This window comes from Cyclobacterium sp. SYSU L10401, from assembly GCF_010993705.1.
Classification (GTDB): Bacteria; Bacteroidota; Bacteroidia; order Cytophagales; family Cyclobacteriaceae; genus Cyclobacterium.
The window spans coordinates 1-22,185 of record NZ_WOFO01000009.1 but is presented as its reverse complement, the minus strand read 5'-3'; the positions used below and the strand labels follow the sequence as shown (position 1 = coordinate 22,185).

General features: G+C 40.4%; 17 protein-coding genes. 1 reads left to right on the top strand and 16 read right to left on the bottom strand.

The window, feature by feature from the left end; all coding sequences use genetic code 11:
* The 4 genes from GL182_RS18480 to GL182_RS18465 all read right to left on the bottom strand — a co-directional run bounded on the left by GL182_RS18480 (position 1) and on the right by GL182_RS18465 (position 9,880).
* Positions 1 to 4,824: a PAS domain S-box protein gene (locus GL182_RS18480; RefSeq protein ID WP_163381276.1), complete on the bottom strand. Its 4,824-nt coding sequence runs from the start codon at positions 4,822 to 4,824 to the stop codon at positions 1 to 3.
* Positions 4,825 to 4,896: 72 nt separating this feature from the next.
* Complete coding sequence (locus tag GL182_RS18475; RefSeq protein WP_163381275.1) at positions 4,897 to 5,346, bottom strand: hypothetical protein; 450 nt, start codon at positions 5,344 to 5,346, stop codon at positions 4,897 to 4,899.
* 448 nt (positions 5,347 to 5,794) lie between these two features.
* Positions 5,795 to 8,779 (bottom strand): DEAD/DEAH box helicase, encoded by a 2,985-nt coding sequence (locus tag GL182_RS18470; protein WP_163381274.1) that lies wholly within the window; start codon positions 8,777 to 8,779, stop codon positions 5,795 to 5,797.
* 243 nt (positions 8,780 to 9,022) lie between these two features.
* On the bottom strand, positions 9,023 to 9,880 hold the full coding sequence (locus GL182_RS18465) for a hypothetical protein (RefSeq protein WP_163381273.1): 858 nt from the start codon (positions 9,878 to 9,880) through the stop codon (positions 9,023 to 9,025).
* A gap of 60 nt (positions 9,881 to 9,940) precedes the next feature.
* Here GL182_RS18465 and GL182_RS18460 point away from each other — a divergent pair, with 60 nt between their 5' ends.
* Entirely contained in the window at positions 9,941 to 10,828 is an 888-nt protein-coding gene (locus GL182_RS18460) for an IS1595 family transposase (protein WP_163381272.1), read from the top strand.
* Positions 10,829 to 10,995: 167 nt separating this feature from the next.
* On the opposite strand, the gene GL182_RS18455 is transcribed toward GL182_RS18460, so the two are convergent.
* The 12 genes from GL182_RS18455 to GL182_RS18400 form a co-directional block, all read right to left on the bottom strand.
* The gene (locus tag GL182_RS18455) at positions 10,996 to 11,712 is read right to left on the bottom strand and encodes an HTTM domain-containing protein (protein ID WP_410492718.1); all 717 of its coding nucleotides are present in this window, start codon (positions 11,710 to 11,712) and stop codon (positions 10,996 to 10,998) included.
* 352 nt (positions 11,713 to 12,064) lie between these two features.
* A complete protein-coding gene (locus GL182_RS18450; protein ID WP_163381270.1) occupies positions 12,065 to 12,649 on the bottom strand; it encodes a hypothetical protein in 585 nt (194 codons plus the stop codon).
* Positions 12,650 to 12,692: 43 nt separating this feature from the next.
* Entirely contained in the window at positions 12,693 to 14,111 is a 1,419-nt protein-coding gene (locus GL182_RS18445) for a phytoene desaturase family protein (protein ID WP_163381269.1), read from the bottom strand.
* 366 nt (positions 14,112 to 14,477) lie between these two features.
* Complete coding sequence (locus GL182_RS18440) at positions 14,478 to 15,650, bottom strand: Fic family protein (RefSeq protein ID WP_163381268.1); 1,173 nt, start codon at positions 15,648 to 15,650, stop codon at positions 14,478 to 14,480.
* A 349-nt stretch (positions 15,651 to 15,999) separates the two neighbouring features.
* Positions 16,000 to 16,176, bottom strand: a complete 177-nt coding sequence (locus GL182_RS18435) for a hypothetical protein (RefSeq protein WP_163381267.1) — start codon at positions 16,174 to 16,176, stop codon at positions 16,000 to 16,002.
* Positions 16,177 to 16,502: 326 nt separating this feature from the next.
* On the bottom strand, positions 16,503 to 17,225 hold the full coding sequence (locus GL182_RS18430) for an NAD(P)-dependent oxidoreductase (RefSeq protein ID WP_163381266.1): 723 nt from the start codon (positions 17,223 to 17,225) through the stop codon (positions 16,503 to 16,505).
* 101 nt (positions 17,226 to 17,326) lie between these two features.
* Positions 17,327 to 18,034, bottom strand: a complete 708-nt coding sequence (locus tag GL182_RS18425) for a DUF4386 domain-containing protein (protein ID WP_163381265.1) — start codon at positions 18,032 to 18,034, stop codon at positions 17,327 to 17,329.
* An 11-nt stretch (positions 18,035 to 18,045) separates the two neighbouring features.
* On the bottom strand, positions 18,046 to 18,678 hold the full coding sequence (locus tag GL182_RS18420; RefSeq protein ID WP_163381264.1) for an NAD(P)H-dependent oxidoreductase: 633 nt from the start codon (positions 18,676 to 18,678) through the stop codon (positions 18,046 to 18,048).
* A 7-nt stretch (positions 18,679 to 18,685) separates the two neighbouring features.
* A complete protein-coding gene (locus tag GL182_RS18415; protein ID WP_163381263.1) occupies positions 18,686 to 19,414 on the bottom strand; it encodes a GNAT family N-acetyltransferase in 729 nt (242 codons plus the stop codon).
* Between the two features lies 1 nt (position 19,415).
* Positions 19,416 to 19,862 carry a DMT family transporter gene (locus GL182_RS18410; protein WP_163381262.1) on the bottom strand — a complete coding sequence of 149 codons (447 nt, stop codon included), beginning with the start codon at positions 19,860 to 19,862 and terminating at the stop codon, positions 19,416 to 19,418.
* 7 nt (positions 19,863 to 19,869) lie between these two features.
* A complete protein-coding gene (locus GL182_RS18405; protein ID WP_163381261.1) occupies positions 19,870 to 20,847 on the bottom strand; it encodes a cyclase family protein in 978 nt (325 codons plus the stop codon).
* A gap of 61 nt (positions 20,848 to 20,908) precedes the next feature.
* Positions 20,909 to 21,493 carry a Crp/Fnr family transcriptional regulator gene (locus GL182_RS18400; protein WP_163381260.1) on the bottom strand — a complete coding sequence of 195 codons (585 nt, stop codon included), beginning with the start codon at positions 21,491 to 21,493 and terminating at the stop codon, positions 20,909 to 20,911.
* Positions 21,494 to 22,185: the final 692 nt, after the last annotated feature.

The window sequence follows — 22,185 nt, the reverse complement described above, 5'->3', positions numbered from 1 at the left end:
TCAGGGTTTGTTTTTTGGGATGGTAAAATAGAAAACGGAACCCTTGCCAGGCATAGATTCCAGCCAAATTTCTCCTCCCCAGGATTCTACTTGCTTTTTGGCGATGGATAGCCCAATGCCTGTACCCGGATAATGGTCCCTGTTATGCAATCGCTGGAAGATAATAAAAATTTTATCAAAGAATATCGGGTCAATGCCGATGCCATTGTCCTCGATCCGAACCTTCCAGAAGCCATCCGATTCTTCTGCGGAAAGCTCAATATGGGGAGGAGGGTCCGCTTTGGAATATTTGATGGCATTGTCCAGCAGGCAATGCAGGGTCTGGGTAAGGGGGGCTTTATAAGAATGAATCACCGGAAGTTTAGCGATGGTTAATTGAACGGATTTTTCAGTGATAACTGTCCTCCTTAAAAGCTGGTAATCGGCCAATACTTCATTCAGGTCTATTTCTTCTTTGGATTCTGTTAATTTACCAGCTCTGGAGTATTCCAGAAGATCCAGGATAATCTGCCTCATCCGTTTGGCCCCATCTGTGGCATAGTGAATGTATTGGTGCCCTTTTTCATCCAGGCGATCCCCATATTTTCGTTTCAGCTGGTCCATAAAACTGGATATCATCCTTAATGGCTCCTGTAAATCATGGGAGGCAATAAAGGCAAATTGCTCCAATTGTTCATTGGTAAGTTCGAGCTCGAGGGCGTATTGTTTCAAGGATTTATTTAACTCGAGCAGTTGCTGTTCAAAATGTTTCCTTTCGCTGATATCTGTCATGGCTCCTACCATCCGGATAGCTTTTCCCTTCTCATCTCTGATTACCTTACCTCTGTCGATGATTTCTGCAAAAGTGCCATTACTTTTTTGATAGCGATATTCGGCCTTCCAGTTGGATTGATTTGGATTATGGAGTATTACTTCTATACTGTTATTAATGCGGTCCCGGTCATCCGGATGGATTTGCTTGGTCCAGGACTCCACGCTGGGGGTGGTTTTGTGTATTTGATAGCCAAATAATTTTTCATAGCCACCTCCCCAATACAGCGCATTATCGGAGATATTCCAATCCCATATGGCATCGTTGGTTGCCTCGGCTACCTTTTCAAAACGCTCCTTAGCTCGCTGAAGGCGGATATCCGCTTCCTTTCGAAGCGTTATATCTTTGAAATATACGGATAAACCCTCTTTGGAGGGATAAGCAGATACTTCAAACCATTTCTTTAATGTGGGGTAAGATTCTTCAAAATTGACTGTTTCCCCAGTTTCCATGGCTTTGTGATATTGCCGGTAAAAATCTGAGTCTATGGCATCGGCATATTCCTCCCATAAATTTTTACCTATCATCTCCTCTCTCTTGCGACCAAGAAATTTTTCTGCTTCTTTGTTCCAATAGGTTACCGACCAATCTTTATTGACACTAAAAAAAGCATCTCCAATGCTTTCGAGTATGTTGGTTTTTTCCTGGTAGGCTTTTTCAAGTAGTACTTCCGACTGTTTTCGCTCATTTATATTTTTGAAATAGGCGGATAGGCCATCCCCGGAAGGGTAGGCGTTCACCTCATACCATTTTCCGTCTCCCGGGAAAAGGTATTCAAAGGATTCAGGTTTTTGCGTTGCTTTTACCCGGCGATAGATCTCATCCAGGGAAGTGTTCACAGCTGCAGGAAATACCTGCCATATATTTTTCCCAACCACATCCGAATTTCGTTTTTTCAGAAGGTTTTCGGCTTCGCGGTTGAAGTAGGTGAAGTTCCATTCTCCATTTACAGCATAAAAGGCATCCGAAATACTTCCCAAAATCTCCTGTATCCGGATTTCCAGTGACTTGGAGACATGAATGTCCTGATAACTGCCGTAAATTTTGACACATTTACCTTGAACACATTCGCTCTTTCCGATGCATCGCACCCATTTTTCTTTTCCTCTAGCTGTAATGATGAGCAGTTCCTCGTCGAAGGCTTCTCCTCCCTGAATCAGTTGATCCACGGCTTTTTGTATGCGCTGTTTGCTTTTTTCGGTATAAAATTCATAGCCTCCGGTAAGGGAAGGATTGTATTGCTCGTCTACTTCAAGGATTTTCATGGTCATGGGTGACCAATACATGGCATCGCTACTCTCATTGACCAAATCCAGTTCCCAGCTGCCTATCTGTGCCATATGGGTGGCCTGTTCCAGAAGTTCTTCGTTTTTGGCTTCCTGGGTGATATCCAGGATTACCGAATTGTAAATCACCGAGCCATCAGCCAGAAAATGGGGTGTGCCGGTACCCAGGTGTGTTCTGACCTCAGAGTTGGGCAAAACATATTTCCACCTTGCAGTCCATTTACTTTTTGTCTGGATAGAGGCCATAATGCTTTCCCTCACCGCTTCAAATTCTCCTCCTGCCTTGATTTGATTCCATACCAGCTCGTTGTTTTCAATCACAGCATCAGCTGCGAAACCCCAAACCTGTAAAGCTCCTTTGGTAACGTATTTTAAGGCATCCTTGCCATCAGGGTACAAATGGTACTGAAATACTACTCCTGGTAAATTATCTGCCAGGGATTGGAGACGTACTTCGGCTTCCTTGCGGTCATGGATATCCTGGAAACTACCATAAATGCGCTGACACTTTCCCTCGATCATTTCGGGATTTCCTATGACCCGGACCCACCTTTCTTTCTGTTTGGGGGTCACCAAAACAGCTTCAAAATCAAAGGGAATTCCCGCTGTCATGCAATTTTCTACTTTTTCACTTACCGATGACCGATAATCTTCCCGATAAAAGTTGATGGCGGTTTTCATGTTCGGGTCAAACTTTTCCGGCTCCGCTTCGTGTATTTCGTAGACTGTGTCCGACCAAAACAACCTGTCTCGGATCAGGTCAATTTCCCAACTTCCAATTCTAGCCAGCTTAGATGCCTGTTGGTTCAACTCCCTGAGTTTTTTTTGTTCTGTAATATCCTTGGCAGTAGCATAGATCAAACCTTCTTCTAAAGCTGAATTACAGGTCCAGCTTAACCAGATGATGTTTCCAGCTTTGGTAAGGCAGCGATTTTCAAAATTCAGGGTCTGTTCTCCTTTGCCCAGTTTCAGCATCTCCAGGGTAGAAAAATCCTTGTCTTCCGGGTGTACAAACGCATCAAAAGACTGGTTAAGAATCTCTTCCTCCAAATAACCCAATAACCTGCAACCTGCTTTGTTTATTCTTAAAAATCTCCCCTGTAGATCAGACAGGCAGAGTACATCCGGAATGGCCTGGTACAAATGGCTTAAATCGTTTTCCAGCATTTTCAGTCGCTGTTCTTCTTCCTTTCGTAGGGTAATATCTTCGCAAATGGCAACAGTACTGATAGCCTTTCCCTGCTCGTTCCTGATAAAGGCAAGGTGAATGCGTACCCAAATTATCCTTCCGTCTTTTTTTACATAGCGTTTTTCATTCCTGTATTCTTCTTCACCCCGGGCAGCCCTGCTGAATGCTTTCCAATCTTTCTCCCTGTCTTCGGGGTGGGTGAGTTCTAAAAAATTCATCTGAAGGAGTTCCTTCGTTTGGTAACCTGTAATGGATTCATAATAGGAATTGACCAAAATTATCTGGCCATTGGCTGGATTTACCTGGGCAATTCCCAGAGAGGCAATCTCAAAAATGGTCCTGAACTTGGCCTCACTTTCCCGCACCGCTACTTCGGCCATTTTACGCTCTGTGATGTTTTGGGTAAGTATGGCAATATCCTCTCCCATAGCTACAATTACGAGGCGGAGCCAGGTAGGTACTGATATGATTTCCCCCACATATACCTCTTCTAATATCCTGGATTCACCGGTATTGGCTACATGGATATAGGAACTAAAAAGTGCTGTTTCCTGGTGGGAAGGAAATAGGTCTAGAAGCCGTTTGCCCACTACCGCATTCGGGTCTGTACCGTTGATACCTGCGATTGCCTGATTTTCAAAAACCCATATAAAATCTATTACCTCACCTTTATTGTCTCGCAAAGGATGGAATATGGTAAACCCATCCGGAGAAATTTCCTGGGTAATTCTGAAACGTTTCTCGCTTTCGCTGAGCTGTTCACTGGTACGGATCAAACGCAGCTCGACCTCTTTTTGCTCGGTAATGTCTTGTACCGTGCCCTCAAAAGCGATGGGTTTTCCCTGCTTATCCCTAACCAATCTACCGAGCTCATGCACCCATTTGACGCGCTGATCAGGCATAATAATGCGATGTACAAAGTTAAGCTCTTTTTCTCCTGCAAAAGCGCTGTGCTGCGCTTTCTCGAAGCTTTCCTGATCATCCGGATGGATGGTTTCGAAAAAATGCGCATAGCTCAGGTCAAAATCAGGCCTATTCCGATTCCAAATCCTGTAAACCTCATCCGTCCAGGAAAGCGTATTGGCATCCAGCTCTAATCGCCAGTATCCCAGTTTGGCAATGCTGGTGGCCGCTTTCAGTCGCTCTTCTGAGGCTTTAAGCTGACTTAGCTGCTTTTCCTCCAGGGTTACGTCCTGGCAGACCACCATCATGCAGGCTCTGCCCAGGTAATCCACCTTATGACCATTGATTTTCATTCGGATAAATTCACCACTCTTTTTTTGATGGGTGTAAACTCCGAAATATATATTGCCTTCATGCTTTTCTATATCCACATGAGCAGATACAAGCTTAGGGATGTCCTGGCTGGGACGGAGATCTTTTAACGTAAGCTTTAAAAATTCCTTTTCGGTATACCCGTAGTGGTGTATGGCCGCCTGGTTTACATCTTTGATTTGAAAGGTCTCCAATTCATAAACCCATGAAGGTAGTGGGTTGAAGTAAAAAAAGGTACTGTAATCGGGATTTTGCTTATTCATTCTTCATTGATTTCCGGACAATCTTATTGCTCAATAAGGGCAGAAATGATGGTTTTGCTCAAAAAGATTAAATTATTTCATGAATAGCATGGATACAGGCAATAAAACGAACAAAAGGAGGGCATAGATGGATAGGGTAATTATGGTAAATATTCCCATAAACTTAAAGAGTGATTTCAGGTTTTCAAAACCTGAAGCAACGCTTTGTTGATCATTTCCGATGACCCCCAGTTTCATTTCTTTTGAAAACCTGTGCAGATAATTAATCGGAAAATAATAAACCACTGCGATCGCTATATAAATCAGTCCTACTCCTCTCATATCAAGGCCATTGTTTATTCCGGGATTAAAATAAGAAACCCCTACCAGCATCACCAAAGCTAAAAGAACAAATAAGCCTATGCCTATATAACCTACAATGGCCAGAAATTTCCCCCATTTGCTCGTTTCCAACAGATAATTCCTGATCTCATTACCAAGGGGTAAGGCGTTTTCAGTTTCATTTTTTTCGATATTTTCCATTATATTACAGGGTTTGTCTAAACTACAAAATTATCTGGGGAATCTTGCGCTTCATTCTGTTATACTTTTCAGCCTGATTATGCAAATTGAATATAGTTTAAAAAGTTGACAGCTCCAATTACTGAAATCTTTTTTCAGGCTTTACGGAGATTTGAAGTTAATCCGATTTCTATTTTTCAAGTTGTCCTCCGGCAGAACGGGATTGACCATCAGGAGGATCCTTCTGAATGGTGTAGGCCTGTGGGTATCCGGTTTTGCTGACTGGTGCCACGCATTCAGGTGCAATTTATGGGGACAGCCCCACCCTATTGTTTGCCCTTCCTGTCAACCCGCCTGAACTACAAACGCACCTGTCTTTCCAAATAGCCGGCGCTGTTAATAAACAGGTTTATGACTGTGCGCTGAGTTTATTGTTTCAATGGTTCGGTCGTTATCAGAGGACGGAATCCTAGCCGTCAAACAACGTTTTTTGATAGACACCTCCTTTGATTTTATTCATTAATTCCCTTATAAATTCATAATGCTTCACATACTGATTGGGTATGGCCATTCTAGCGATATTTTTTGCACTTAGTAATTGAAATTTGATCCTATCTGAGTTGATCCGTTTTTTATTTTTATAATGTTCAGCACCATTTATTTCAAAGACCACCTTTGGCGTCTTACCCTGATAAATTACCCCATCAAATTCTTTTTTGTTTACATCAGGATTGTTTATTTCTCCCGGAAAGACATCCGTTACTTTGACATTCCTTTCAAAACGGGTGCCCTGTATGGTGCAATAATGGCTCATCGTTTTATAAAATTCGTCTTCAAATTTTGAATCATTCGAAAACCCGATGGTAAACCTGTTTGCTGCGCTCTGTTGGATTTGCGTGGTACCGTTTTTTTGTACATAATCAATCAGGGCGTACAGATCGTCATCTTTCCTGGATAAAATGCCTACTGCTGTTTTATCGGCCACCACAATCAAATTTTCCTGTGCCCTTGTAACCCCAACATTGATTAACTGGCTGTTGTTTTTTATCCAATCGTATGTTCTGGAAGTCGTATTTCTAGAGATGGAAGTGGATAGGATGATGGTTTTGTTCTCTTGGCCCTGGATTTTGTGAATGGTACCACAACTTACGGATGAATCGATTTCTCCATTTGCGCTTGCTTTTCTCAGGTAATGATTCAAAACCTCCTGCTGGTTACGGAATGGGGTGATGATAAAAGTATCCGTCAATTTATTTTCTGCGATATATTTTACTATTTCCTGGGCTTCTTCAATGCTGGCATTTTTGTCCTTTTGGTTAACATTATTCACATCGATCAGCTTCACCTCCCCATTTCTTTTGATCTTTGAAAGGTTTAATCTGTTCTCATAAAACCGCATGTTTGAATAATTGATAATTTTACTGCCACAGCGATAATGGTAACTCAGTAAAATATCTCTGGAGATATTATCAATCCTTTTATAAATGGACAAGATAGAATTACTGTAGTAGTCATAAGTACTATCTATACCAAACTGGCTCATCAACTGTTGGTTTCTGCTTGCTTCAAAAACAACAATCGGCTTTAGCTGATTGGTGTCGCCAATCAAAACCATGTTTTTGCACTTTGAAATAGGTATCAGGCTGGTGGCTATATCGCATTGCCCGGCTTCATCCATTACCAGTACATCAAATTTATATTTTTGTCCCAACTTACGGCTGGATATATTGGTCGTTATAATAATGGGAAATATTTTTGTGAGCTTCTCCAGGTTTTCGTCAACGGCCACCCATTTATTAAATTCTTTGACCTGCCTGTCGCTTTCCTCTATATGCAGTATTTCTACCAATGGGGTATAATCCTTGCTTTGCAATCTTTTTACATACTTTAACGATTCGAAGTAGAAAAACTGCAACAGCTGCTGGTTATCCTTAATCACTTCATATAAGTCGTCCAGGTCATCATTGTTGGTTTCAGGAATCTGCATTAGTTTTTCCTCAATGGCCTTTTTTTCTTTTTCCAACAAATGGTTGTTTCCTTTTGATAACAGACTGCTGACAAATGACAGGTTTTGTGACTGTTCAATTCTGGTTTCGTAATTTTTAATTCGCTCCAGTAATTTTTTGTTTTTCTCCTTCGACTTTTCTTTGATGTTCACCAAAAGTTGTTCCTTAGGCACATCTTTTGTTTCAAAGTCATACCGTTTTTTCATTGCATGTAGGGCTTGCGCTACACGATTGTTGTTTCCAAGTCTGAGAATGGGAAGGAGGATTTCTTTGTTTCGGTACTTGCCCAGGTATAGCTTATCTTTAATTCCATCAATGGGCACATTGTTATTGGACGAAACCAATAGTGTTTTTCCATTGGTAAGGCCATTCACAATGATATTTAATATGGTTTGGGTTTTGCCTGTTCCCGGCGGGCCCTGTACATACGTGATGGGGTATTTCAGCGCATTATAAATGGTTTGAATCTGATCTATATTTATATTTCGGTCATACAGCGCAATGTGAGGTTCCTTTCGATTTTGTCTGTCAAGCAATGATAGGTTCTGAAAAAATGCTTTTAGCGGAACTTCCATTTCTTTGTGCTCATAGGCTGCATGTATGTTGTCGTAAATTCCAGATATATCAATCTGTGCGTATCCCAAAACAACCACCTCGGGCCTTGTGTTTGGCAATTCCCCGGTTTTGAAATTGGCTCTCAATATTTCTAGAGCTTTAGATGTATCTTTTGTGTAAATCTCCTCAAAATCCGATGGGCTCAAATCGGTGTAATAGGACAAAGAATGCTTGACCTCATTGATGTAAAAGTTGGGATTGAATTTTGTTTTGCTACCTACATGTAAGGTTTTGTTTACGGGGTCAAGCGCTAGTTTTCTGTATGCAATTACAAATTTACCCTTCGAATGTAAGTCAATGGAAAATTCACTTATAGCCAGCTCGTAATCATGATATTTGTTGTAATCATTGTGATAAATCTCTTTTATGATCTGTTTTTGTTGTTCACAAGTCAACTGGTACGGATTTTTCTGAGTTAATTCCGCTAAATCCACTCCCGGAATTAAATGTGCTTTATATAGAAAGGGATCTTTATTGGCTTTGTAGCATTCCAGGTAGTAGTTTAATATGTTATTGTCATACCGGTCAAATTCATATACCTGCAACCTTTCATCTTCGTCCAGCTTTTTTATCAGGTTTTCGGACACCTCATAGTGTGAAAATTTCAGGATTTCGACGGTCTGAATGCTGGAAATAAAAATTTTGGCATCTCTGATGGGGTCCTCTTTGGTTACATTAAACATGTTTACCCACAGTTCACCCTTTTCATTGATATCCAGAATACCTATCCAAAATGGTGTAATCTCCCCACTCTTATTTTTGTAGGTAATGTTCAGGTACTTTCCTTCCCGAATGGCCTTGCCAATAAGTGTGGTGATATTTTTGTCCATCATTTGGGAGGGTTTTTATACTTCATGATGCTAGTAGCTCAGGTCCTGATTAGGCTAAATATTTTTTTATTGGTAAATCATTGTCATTAATGTTCAAATATTAACCTGATACAGGGTTTTGGGATCAATCTGGAATCACGGTCTCCCGTTAAGTAGGGGAGTACCGAACTGATAGATTTGCCTGTCTATTGCAGGCAAATCTATCACCTTAACCGCTATTAGGCCCGATTGTAAACCCGCCTTATCCTACAAATCTAAATCATTTAACAATTGTAGTGTAATAATTTCTGAACCAAATGAATTCAAATGATCCCCATCGAGAAAGCATTTGTCTGGTAAATCGATTAAGGAATAATCTAAATGCACAATGCCCTCCTTCTTTAGCTGATTAACAATTTCACGGTAAGCCTCATTAAATTCAGATGGAATCTTATCTTTATATAATTTGTGTAAAGGCATGTAAACCAGGTAGAATTCTATATTATTTTTACGGCATAAATCATTTATCTTTTTAATGTAATCAATTTGTAATTGACTAATATCGTAAACTGTTTCGCCCTTAGGGTAAAAATGTATATTTATCTTTTCATTAATTAAGTTTGTATCAAGGATAGACTTTTCTGATTTCAAGTATTGACCAATGTAGGCATTTTCATTACCTATTATAGATTTAATATTGATTTTCAGGGTGGGGATAAATGTAGATAGTAGATTTCCATTTGAATTAGAAATAATATCTTTTATTCCGCTTGTGTTTAAGCAAAAAAAGTATTTCGGGTAGAGGTCTTTATATCTTTCAGATCCATTGATAGCATAAGTTTTTTCATCTTGAAAAAATGACAAGTTATGAGGTGAAAAACCTAGGATTACTTTTTTTGGCTTTTTAATAGAAAAAATATTTTTTAATTTAAAATAGGTAAAAAAGTAAGTTTCACTTGCCTGAGATATATTGTTTAATTGGACATCCAGGCTATCATTAATGCCGGTTTCAGTGTGAGAATCTCCTAAAATAATAATCTCCTTATTGTTGTTGGAGTATTTTTTATTTAATATATGATGATCTAAAATATTGATTCCAAGTATTATTAACGTAAATAACACCATTGAATAAGGCGTTTGTTAAATGGCACGAATAAGGATATATTGCCGTTAAACGCTGATTTTATGGAAAAGAAGTATAAGAGTCTGTCTATATTCGAATTTAAAGACCGGTTCCCCGATGATAGGTCATGTTATGAATATTTGGCTGAAATGAAGTGGAAGGATGGATATATTTGTAAAAAATGCGGCCATTCACACCATTGCAAGGGGATTAATGAATTTGACAGACAGTGTACCAAATGTGGCCGTCTGGAATCGCCAACGGCTGGCACCCTTTTTCACAACTGCAAATTCCCTCTTCTTAAGGCATTCTATATCGTTTATTATGTCTCTACTGACAAAAATGGAGTCAGTAGCGGGGAATTAAGCCGTAGACTTGAGCTTAGGCAAAAGACTTGCTGGTTTTTTAAGCGGAAAGTGATGAAGGCAATGGAAAGCAGCCAGAACTTCCCCATGATGGGGAAAGTAGAAGTGGACGAAACCTATGTGGGCGGGCAGGATGACAAAGCATTGGGAAGAAACGAGGGGAATAAGAAAATCATGGTGGTGGGCATAGAAAGGGGGTTAGGTGGTGTTTCTCGTTGGTACGGAAGGGTTATTGAAACCGCCTCAAAGATCAATCTTGGTGGGTTTATGACAGATCACATAGATAAAGACGCACAGGTAAAGACTGACTGCTGGAGTGGCTATAAGGGTATGGAGGCCCATTTCCCAAGACTGATCCGTGAAAAATCAGGAAAGAAGGGAGAAAATTTCAAGCAGATGCATCGGGTAATTATGATGTTCAAAGCATGGCTGAGAGGAACTCATCATTCGGTGAGGGATCTTCAACCCTACATTAACGAGTATACCTACCGGTACAATCGCCATAAAATGAAAGAAGGGATTTTTGAAAATCTAATGCAAAGGATGGTGGCGAAGCCACCTTATCCGTACAAAGCCTTTATTTGATAAGTGCCTTATTCAATTCATCAAATTGCTTTTTAATCCTTTAATTATGACCAGTTTTCTTTTCTGATGAAAAAGGGATCCCTATTTGATTCATATATATTCTCATCTTTACTGGAATATTAAAATTAATTATAACTGCGAATATTCAAGCCAGATCACCGATTAAATTATTTTTCATGAGAATCTCTTTTGCTCAGCTTATCAAGTAGCGGCCGGGTAAATTCCGGTATAACCATAAATAATGATGGAATACATACTAGAAACAAGATCAAATGTCGTGGAAAGCTAAATAATCTGGGATAATAGTCGGTAATGATTACTACACATAAAATTAAACCGATCGTTAAAAAAACTTTTTTATTTCGGCTAAAAAAATGTTTTGCTCTTTCGGAAAACTGAGAATTATTATCGAAATAAAAATAAATAATATAGGGTAGAAATACCAATACGTGCAATGAAAAGGGAATATTTACAGTTAATAAAACACCAAGATGAAACATAGCTGCTATTCCGATCGCTCGTAAAAACAGGGCAGACCAAAATATCGTGAGAATGAATCCCAATTCGAATAATAAAGTGCTGTAATCTAAGATTTTATAAATAAAAAGATTGTTTATTTTTACAAACATTTCATTTAAGTACATGGGGTCTGCACCTGAATAATACCTTCTTAAAATGAATCCAGCAGTGGTAGAATAGGACACATCTAACCAGCCTCCAATCAGTTTTGGCAAACCGGCAGTAAAATAACCCCATCCCAATAAAAAGGAAAGGAAGGTTAGTGGCCATCCTTTGGGAATTTTGTTTCTGGTTCTGTTTCTTAATGCGTCTATTGACAAGGCACCTCCCCAATTGGTAAAAGCCATTAATAATGGAAAAATCACCGGAAAAATGTTATGATTAATTTTCCCATAACTGTAATCATATGTAAAACCAAATAACAGAAGTAACCCGAAAATAATGGATGACGCCTTTGTTCGAAAACCTATCAATATCAAGGCGAAACTTATTCTCAAAATCAGATCAAACGTCCACCAAAAATCTTCTGAAGTGATTGGACCAATCAACCGGGAAATCCCCGGAGGTGGGTCAAAAAACACCAATTCAAAGCTTGCAATCTCTATAAACTGGGGAAGGTCAAAAATAAAAAAACCGAGGCAAAATAAAATCCTGGTTAGCCCTAATTGGAAAAAAGTAGGCTTCCAGGTATTTTCAAGCCAATTGGTGATGCGCTCGTTAATTTGTAGTATCCTCATCAAATGTAAATTTTCGTTGTTTGACAATTTCCCTAGACTGAAAGCCCTCCACCAGGTGGTAATATTCTTTGTACTCATTGACAATAAAGCCAGTTACCTCCTTGGATTCAAATGGCCTCTTTTTAAACATTAGTTTAGGCACCTCTTTATCTGCTCCACCGATCACGTTATTCGTTGTCCATTTTTGTAGTGTTTCATGGATTCTCACCCCACCTGGTATCAAGGATATTATTCTTCGTTTTTGCTTTTTTGATTCTTCCAAATTCGTTCCTGCCTGATTGAAAAAAATAAAGTGCATGTTATTTCTATACCTGATTAGATTTTTTGGAGGCAAAACCTCCTGTAGATCTCCCTTCCATACTTCTTCGCCATTGTTCAAATAGATTATTTCAAAATAACTGGCAGGTAAAACGCCATTGTCAATTCCACTTCTTGTAAAGGCCGGCATATTTAAACTTGGATAGGGTTCCCTTACTAATCTTGCGAATACCATCGATACCAATAGAAAAATGATGGTCAAATAAAAAACCAAAGTAATTTTATATTTTTTCAGGAATTTATTCATCTTATTTTCTTTTTTCAAATATTAAATATTCGTTTATCGAAACTTAGAATAAATCTTTAATGGCCCTTGTTGCCGCGTGGTAGCCACCCATTCCATGGACGCCCCCTCCTGGGGGAGTCGATGATGAGCAAATATAAATGCTTTTGAATGAGGTTCTATAGGGTGATATCCTCAATGCTGGCCTGGTAAATATTTGTGACCAGTCCTGTACACCGGAATTGATATCTCCCCCGATATAATTTGGGTTATATTTTTCAATCTCCTGGCTATTGAAAGTATGCTTGCCAATGATGGTTTCCTTAAAACCCGGAGCGTATTTCTCGATCTGATTTTCGATAATGGCTGACATGTCAAATTCAGACCCGGCAGGTACATGGCAATAGGCCCATGCCGTATGATACCCTTCTGGAGAACGTGTTTTATCAAATAAGCTTTGTTGGGATAAAAGGACAAATGGATCTTGACTATATTTTCCTTCCCAAACTAATTTTTCTGATTTTTCAATGTCTTCTAACCTGCCACCTAAATGTACGGTGCCAGCGCCCCTAAGCGTATCGGATTTCCAGGGTATAGGTTGGGAAAGGGCAAAATCCATTTTAAAAACACCCATGCCATACCTAAACCTATTCAGTTGCCAACGATACAATTTAGAGAACTTATCCCCGGCAATCTTCAATAGGCTTTTCGGGCTAACGTCAAACATCACCAATTTTGCATCAGGAATTTGACCGAAATGAGATATCATTTTCCCTTTTTCAATTTTGCCTCCGAGAGCCAGAAAATAATTTGCCAAAGCATCGGCAAGTATTTGGGAGCCACCCTTTATCATCGGCCAACCGCCGTGATGGCCAGCAGCCATCAATACCATGGCAATTGCCGAAGTAGCTATATTAGTTAATGGCTGTATGCCATGAGCTGCCATCCCGGCCCAAAGGGCACGGGTCCCTGTTTCTTTAAATTTTTTCGCAAGAAGGGTGGAGGGTTTGAGCGCATTGATTCCAAATAAACCCAGTTTTATTGGATTATCCGGAAATTTTAAAGGGGATAAAATGTCGGGAGACAAAGCGTCCCAATGTTCAATTAGGGGTTGTAATAAATCAATATAAGCTTTTCTGTCAGATCCCAGTTGATCTGCGGTGTCGAATAGGGACCGGTGCAAGGTAGCTACGGTTCCATCCGGTAGCGGATGTCCGGCAAGAATTTCAGGGTGGATAAACTCAAGGCCATATTGATCAAGTGGTAAGGTCTTAAAAAAAGGACCTGCAGCTGCCATGGGGTGGATGGCTGAACAAACGTCATGTTTAAAACCAGGAAGGGTAAGCTCCATTGTTCGCATGCCTCCACCTATGGTATCCTTACCCTCAATTAGGAGTACATTTAATCCATGCTTTTGTAAAACAATTGCCGCTGAAAGTCCGTTTGGGCCTGATCCAACGACTACGGCATCAAAAGTCTCATCCATAATCATGTATTTTTCACAAAGTAACTGGTTTTTTTCAGGTCAATAAAGGAATTATTAAATTTTAAATAGAAGATACTTTATTCTTTATCAGAAAAATACCACCTTCTCCGTCAGATGTTAGATCAATAGTAGATATTGAGCGGCAAAAAATTTGATCCTTTCCTTCCTGAAAAGAGTAGATCCACAAAACCTTTTCAACATTCCGTTCCATAGCTCTTCTGGTTATTAGATCATTTCTGAATTAAAAAAAATCTCTTTATTATGGGCCAGGTAGCGGGATGCAACCAGAAAAGGGGGAGGGTCCTGACAGCGTCAGGATCAGAGTCCGATTCTGATTTGTTTCGGTTAGTCCAATACCCTAGAATTTCATCGAATTTCTTTTCGGCTAGAGGAGACCATTTTATATAGCTCAGGTCGGGATACTCGATTACCAGCTGGCATTCCTATCAATTCATAATTTGTACTTCTTCCTCCTGCTGCTTCTTTTTTCAATATTGCTTTTTCAATCAGATCGTTTATGTCCCGAACAGCTGAATCTTTTGAACATTTTGCAATTTTTGCCCATTTTGAAGATGTTAATTTCCCTTCAAATCCGTCCATTAACTTATTTAACAATTTTCTTTGTCGCTCATTTATAACAGTTTCCATGTGCTTTTGCCAAAATTCAGCTTTGAACAATACGCTTGTTAGAACTGAATCCGTAGATTTCAAAGCATTAATCAAACAGTTTAAAAACCAAACAATCCAATTGGTTATATCTAAATTACCTTTTTGTGTTTTTTCCAGCATCTCATAATACTGATTTCTTTCTAATCTGATCTGTGCTGACATACTATAGAATCGCTGGTTACTTTTATCAGACTGGGCAAGAAGCATATCTGTCAATGCCCTTGTTATTCTGCCATTTCCATCTTCAAAAGGGTGAATAGTTACAAACCACAAATGTGCAATTGCAGCCTTTATAACCAAATCAATTTTATCGTTATTAAACCATTCTATAAACCGGTGCATTTCCTTTCCCACTAATTCAGGATCAGGAGCCTGAAAATGAACTTTCTCTTTTCCAATTGCTCCGGATACAACTTGCATTGGCCCCGTGGTGTCCTTTCTCCAGTCTGCAACCGTAATCTTATACATTCCACTTCTACCTGTCGGAAATAAAGCGGCATGCCAATCAAAAAGTCTCTCGGCAGTCAATGGTGCAAAACAATTTTGCGTTGCATCAAGCATCATTTCAACTACTCCGTCTACATTCCTGTCAGATTCAACTGCTCCTGCTATTTCCATTCCTAATCTACGGGCAATTGAAGAACGCACCTGGTTTGGGTTTAGAAATTCTCCCTCAATCTCTGAGGACTTTATTACATCAAGTGTCAATGTATCAAGTATGGCCTCATTTCTTAATTCGAAGCCCAATGTCTCCATTTTACCAATTAGTCTGCCCTGTAAATTTCGTGCTTCACTTAACAGGCTTATGAAATCATTACTGTTCCATGTAAATTCAGGCCAATTGTCTTGTTGATGTATAAAAGCCTCCATTCAATGCAATATTTGCAACGAAAGTAGTTTTTATTCGTCGCAAATCAAAATTAATCGTTGCTTATTTTGCATCAAAAAACCATATTATTCGTAGCACTATCGTTTTTTTGCTTGCTGCTAACGGTCCGCAGCTAAGAAGTGTGGGGCATTTCGGAGCAATTACTTGTTTGTTAGAACAAAAGTTTACTCGAGGAAAAACTTCCTTTTACCGCTGGCTGCCCCATGCTTTCTTAGGTGCTGTGTGTGCCTTGAATGGTGAATATAGGTCAAAAAGTTGACCGTTCCAACGGGTGAAAAGCCTGTGCCGATCTTTCGGTATCCCTTAAGCGCTGGGGTAACCCTGACTGGGTCAGGGCAGGCTGTCCCGAAGCCAAGCAAGTGGCAAAGCCTGTCCCGATAGCACTGCGTATCGGGAGGCCAGGCAGCGGGCTGCAACCAGAAAAGGTGGATGGGCAGTAGCCCAGAGTCCAATTCTGATTACTACAATCACTTTGTCCCGCTTAAGAAGAAAGGGGTATGAATCCATGCTTTCCTATTACCTCAAATATAATCCAGTGAACTGGGACTGAGCGTTAAAAAATGATTCGCCGCGGCGAATCATTTTAGCGAAGGGCCGGGATGCAGGGGAGCTACGAGACCCGTACGCTCGGTGGTGAGAGAGCCTCAACCTGAGCTATTTAGCTCAGGTTGGGCTACTCGATTGTGCACTGGCTTTTAATTTTCTCTTATTGGCTAAGACAAGTTGATTGTCTGGATATATTGACCTATCGATGGTCTTAAGCAGATAACCATAGGTAGCTGCAACTTAGGGAGCGAAGCAAGTTGTTCATTTATTTTGCGTTGAACACTTATTTAAGCAGATTTGTAGATTACGGGCATCTGTCCTTTCCATTTCGCCCACAAGTCTTTTTCTGTAATTAGTTTGGCCATAAAATGACCAACGTTTATTCTACTCACTTTTCCTGCGTTAAAAAAAGCACTTCTAGTTGGTGAAGGGAAAACCTGGTATTCGCTGACTTTGTCCTCATTTATTAAAGCATCGGGACGAACAGCTACCCATTGAATTAGATTATTTTCTTGCCCAATCTTAGTTCTTAGGTAATCGGCAGCTTTTTCATTATCCACATGCGGAGGTATCAATAATCTAAGTAATGATACTACTATTCTTTCACCAACAGAATTGGGTTCATTGAGGTCTCTGTTACGGTTGCCCGAAGTATTCATCAATACAACTTTCACAGGATTGTTGGGTGCGTTTTTTAAAATTGCCCTACAGGTGAGGCTGACAGCATCAGTAACTAATTTCCGTGGTTTCCCATACATACCTTGCCATGTAAGGCTATGGCCCAAACAAGAAGCAATTGCATTGCAATCTTTTACATATTTGGCCATTTCATCTACAGTAATTTCTGAAACATTGGCTTGAAAGATAGATAACTGCTTGTTGGTTTTCCAGGATTCGGGTAATTTTTCAGGTGAACGAACAATGACCTTTACCTGTTGATTAGACTGCAGCAGTTGATCAACTAAATGTTTTCCAGTTGAGCCTGAAGCTCCGATTACTAAAGTTGTCATATTATTATTCTCTAATTTTTGAGTTAAAAATTCGTTTCCGATTGCCTAAAATGTATAAGTGAGGATTTAGTGAGAATGTATCTCAGCCCGCATTCGCCAATTTATAGTAAATGTGCATTGTCTTGCTTTCCTTTTACTCCTTTAAACAATAGGAAGAAAGTAAGAGATACTTCACCAATTGCTGCTGAAACACCTACAATATTGGCTAAAACAATTTGATTACCCGGAAATATAAAATTACCAAAGGTCTCAAGCAGATAGCCTCCGGCAGCTAGAACCATTAAAATGCCAAACACTTTCGGAAATAGTTCCGAACGATAGAGTAATATTCCCAAAAGCAAACAATGAATGCCAAAGAATGCTCCTGCCAAAAGATATCCCGCATTGTGTGCATTCATGAAAAGTATTGTCCAAGCCTCTTGTTGCTCAATTCCCAAACTTGACATGAATCCACTTCCACTGGCAGCCTGTAAAGCCATATAATGATTCAGAAGATTTAAGCTTGCAATGGCTGGGTGTGCCAAAAGACGGAAAACAGCAGCAATTACAGCCATTGTATTATTGACAGACTTTAATAATTGATAGAGTAATATTGAAATGACAGCATCTAATAAGAAAGCCAATAAATCACTTACCAGGCCAAGACGGAAAAGCCCTTCAGATGAATTGATGTTTGACAGGGTTGCCTGTGGATCATCTGGAATAAAAATCATTCCACGAACATAACCTTGGCTAAAACCAGCCGATATGATTACCAGCAGATATAAAATACCGGTTAGTCTTGCTTTATTTTTTACTTTGGTGTTCATTTTCTTCTTTATTAAGCAGTTAAAAATAGTTCTTCAATTGTTTTTCGCACTTTTCTCCTTCCTTTTGTCTCATCTTTATTAGACCTATACCCTACAGGGGCGATCACCGAAGCATTGACTCCCATTTCATCCAGACCGAGAATACGGTTGTACTCTTGTTTATCAAATCCCTCCATTGGACAGGCATCAATCTGCTGGTCTGCGCATGCAACAATCAGATTGTTAAGAGCCAAATAGGTCTGTTTTTCTGACCAGCTTTGTCGCGCTTCGGTGGTCATATTCGCAATGCTGGATTTAATAGACTCCCCATACTTTTTCAGCCCCTGAATATTTTCAGTCTTTTGGGTATCAATGACGAGTTGAATGTAATTGTCTACTTGTTGATCGTGGTTTCTAGTGTAGTTGCAGAAAACAAACAGATGAGATGAATCCGTTATTTGAGCTTGATCCCATGAGGCTTTGCGCAGTTCCTTTCGAATCTCCGGGTTCTCGATAATCAACACTTTGTACATCTGTAAGCCATACGAAGAGACCGAAAGCCGGATCGCTTCCTTTAGAAAGTTTAAATCATCCTCTGACACCTTCATGGAAGGGTCAAAGACTTTTGTGGCATAGCGCCAATTGAGTTTATCTAGTAAATTCATTTGTTCTTTAGTTTTTGTGTTTAATAAATGTTTTGATAATAAAATCTTGCTGAAAGCCGATTTTGAAATAGAGTCCCTTTCCCATATCAGAAGCTTGCAGGGTGGCGTTTGTTACACCCTTTATTCTGGCGATATTCATCATGTGAATAAGTAATTCTTCAGCATAACCTTTTCTGCGCTGCGACGGAATGATGCCCATGGAGTGGATTCCAGCAATACCATTCGGATCCACAAAGAGTACTGCGGTACCAACAGGAACTCCGTCATGCTTGCCAATGAAATACTCAATGGAATTCATAGTTCGGCTCACAGTGTCAGCACTTATCTCATATCCGAATGCTTCCTGAAATAGCTGTGACCAAATTTCAGCTAAAGGTTTACTCGTCACTTTCTGAATGATGACACGCTCCGCATGATCAGGAGCATCTTTCAGGTTCATTGACATGGCTACTTGCGTGAGTTTCTCTTCAAAACCATAGGCTTTAAGCATCAATTCTTGCCTATGAAGGTCATCGCCCCAAACAGGAAGTGATAGTTTATCCATGTTCCATTGGAGCTGGATATCCATGATTGCCTGCATGTCCATTGGTTTGGTGAACCACAGTTTGTTTGGCCATTCACCGCTACCTGAAATGCTTAATCGATAGCTTGGCTCTTCAATATATTGTCCGGCCAGCCGACCTCCAGTTTTCCAGAGAGCAGCCAGATTGTTTGTATTTGCTTTGATTAAATCCATGTTATGCTTTGATTAGAATAACACTTGTGATCATCAACAACAACCCTGCGATCTTCTTGATGGTGATAGGCTCTAGCGGCATATTGAACCACCCAAAATGCCCGGCAATTGCTGCGAAAACAAGTTGCCCGGCTAAACCAAAAGTCACAGCTGTTGATATACCCACTTTCGGAATGATGTAGTAGAAAAGCGTTACCGCCAGAAAGCTCAGCAACCCACCGGTTACCCACATATAGATAGGAATCTCTCTGAGTTGATGCATACTTGGAAACTGTCGAACAGTGATCAGTACCGCAATCAGTGTGAAACTCGCACCCATGGTCAATGCTGTGGAAGTCGCCAGCAAGGAATTGTTTAGTAGAATACCAAGTCGGGAATTTATCCCACCTTGAATCACCACCATAATTCCAACCAAAAAGGAAAGAAGAAGCAATATTTGGTTGTTCATCTTCTGCTTATTTGGTATTTATAGGAATAGCGATTGGTCGCATGGGTGAGCCACTTGCACCTTTCAGCTTCAGTGATGCTGCAATGAAGGCAAACTCATACACTTCATCTTTCGCCAGCTCTTCCAAGTACATCTGTTCAATGAACATCACCCCTTTTTCTGCCAATAGGTAAGTATGTACTGGCACCCAGTTATCTTCTCGCTCTGGAGGAAACGCTTCAAATGAGAGGTTGTCTGCACCAAGAAGCATGATACCATTGTCTTCGATAAGCCACTTGACTGCAGCAAGGCTGATACCTGGATAGTTGTCGAGATAGTGATCGGCATCCTCATAAAACTCAGCTTGACCTGTGCGGATAACAACAACATCACCAGGTTTAAGTACAACTCGCTGTTTTTTAAGCGCCTCCTGAAGATCATTGGCGGTAATCCGATAGTTCTTTGGAAGTACCCCTTTCAATGATTTAACATCAATCATTACACCGCGCGCAATGATAGGAGGGATGGTCTCAGCACCGGTCTTCTTCCAGCCTTTGTCGCCCAAGTGTTCTTCAGGAGTGAATCCATTCCAGATTTTTCCATTTAGACCAAAATGGTTAAGTGCGTCAATATGTGTTCCCATGTGGGTGTACATAGAAATGGCATCTCCGGTGTAACTCACTTTGCGGTTCATGGCTTCACCAAGTCCATTAGGGTTGTCCACGATAGTGCCATGTGGTGTATGGGTCAACCAGTATTGATAAGGAGGGTCACCCAATGCGTGGAAGCTGGGCATGCCCACGAAATATTCAACACTTAAATCATAGGTTTTACCAGATTTGATCTGAAATAATACCTCGAATCGCGTGGAATTAGACATTAGATTCAATGAACCTATTTCATCATCTTTTCCCCAAGGGCTTTTCCCTACGGTTTCATTTTGTTGACCCAATACGGTCAATTGGCCTGCAAAAAGCAAGGCTAGTACCAAATTTGTCTTTTTCATGATTTGAATTATTTGTTTGAGCAAATTTCCAAACCATGTAGGCCAAATCCATTAAGGTATCTTAAGAAAGCTTTCGGGCAAGATTTTTTCGAAGTGCGCTTAGGTGTTCTGGCGTTATTCCAAGGTACGAGGCAATCATATATTGGGGAATCTGTTGCTCCATAACCCTGTACCTCTTTACAAATTCAAAATAGCGCTCTTCAGCAGTTTGACTCATGGAGTTAATTGTTCGTTCTTGAAGTGCAACATATCCATTCTGAGTTTTAATTCTGAAAAACCGATCCATCATATGAATCTTATCATAAAGTTTATCGAGTTGATCTCTGTGAACCTGTAAAACAGTGCTATCGGTAATGGCTTGTATGAAAAATGTGGCTGGCTTTTGAGTCAAATAGGCATAAAGGTCATTTACCCACCAACCTTTAATCCCAAATTGAAGAATATGCTCCTTGCCAGTATCCTCAATACGATATAGCTTGAGGCATCCTTCTGCTACAAATCGCATGTGGTTGGATGATTCCCCTTTTTGAAGTAAAAACTGTTTTTTATTTAGTTGAACAGGAATGAAAGCATTCTCAATTAGCAAGATATCATCTGCCTTTAGGGGGACCATTTCTTGAATATTATCAATTAAAGTCTTATGCATCGAAATTATTTAATCTCTGGTATTTGTGTCCATTTTTGCTGGTGCGCAACGGTCAAGTATAAGCGTAGTGTGGGATTTCGGACCAATTCACTGTCCGCTTACCGCAAAGTTTATTAGGAGCAAAAATGCTCATTTTTAGCCGTTCAGCCCGCATTATGCTTATACAATGTGTGTACCTAGCATGGGCCTCTGGTATCGAAGATACCAAATTATTCCCGAGGGTGAAAAGCCTGTGCCGATCTTTCGGTATCCCTTAAGCGCGGGGGTAACCCTGACTGGGTCAGGGCAGGCTGCCCCGAAACACTAGCAAGTCGCAAAGCCTGTCCCGCCAAAGCGGGGCTCATTTGCTGTAAAGCATGGAGTGAAGGAAGCGAGTCTGCAAACCCCGGTTCCAACGAACTGAGCCTGTCCCGTACTAGCGGGAAACTGGATACTGAGGCCTGACAGGTTGGATGAGAGGACTGAGCGTTAAGAAATCTTTTTGTAAAAGATTTTAGCGAAGGGCCGGGATGCAGGGGAGCTACGAGATCCGTACGCTCGGTGGTGTGTGAGGCGCTCCCCGTTAGAGGAATCTGGCGGGGCCGTCTACACGATGTGTGCTGTGTAAGCTATGATAAAGATGAGGGTAGGCCCCTCGGTGAGGGTTTTTAGGAAAACTCACCAAACCACTTCTATGATGCATCCGCGGTAAC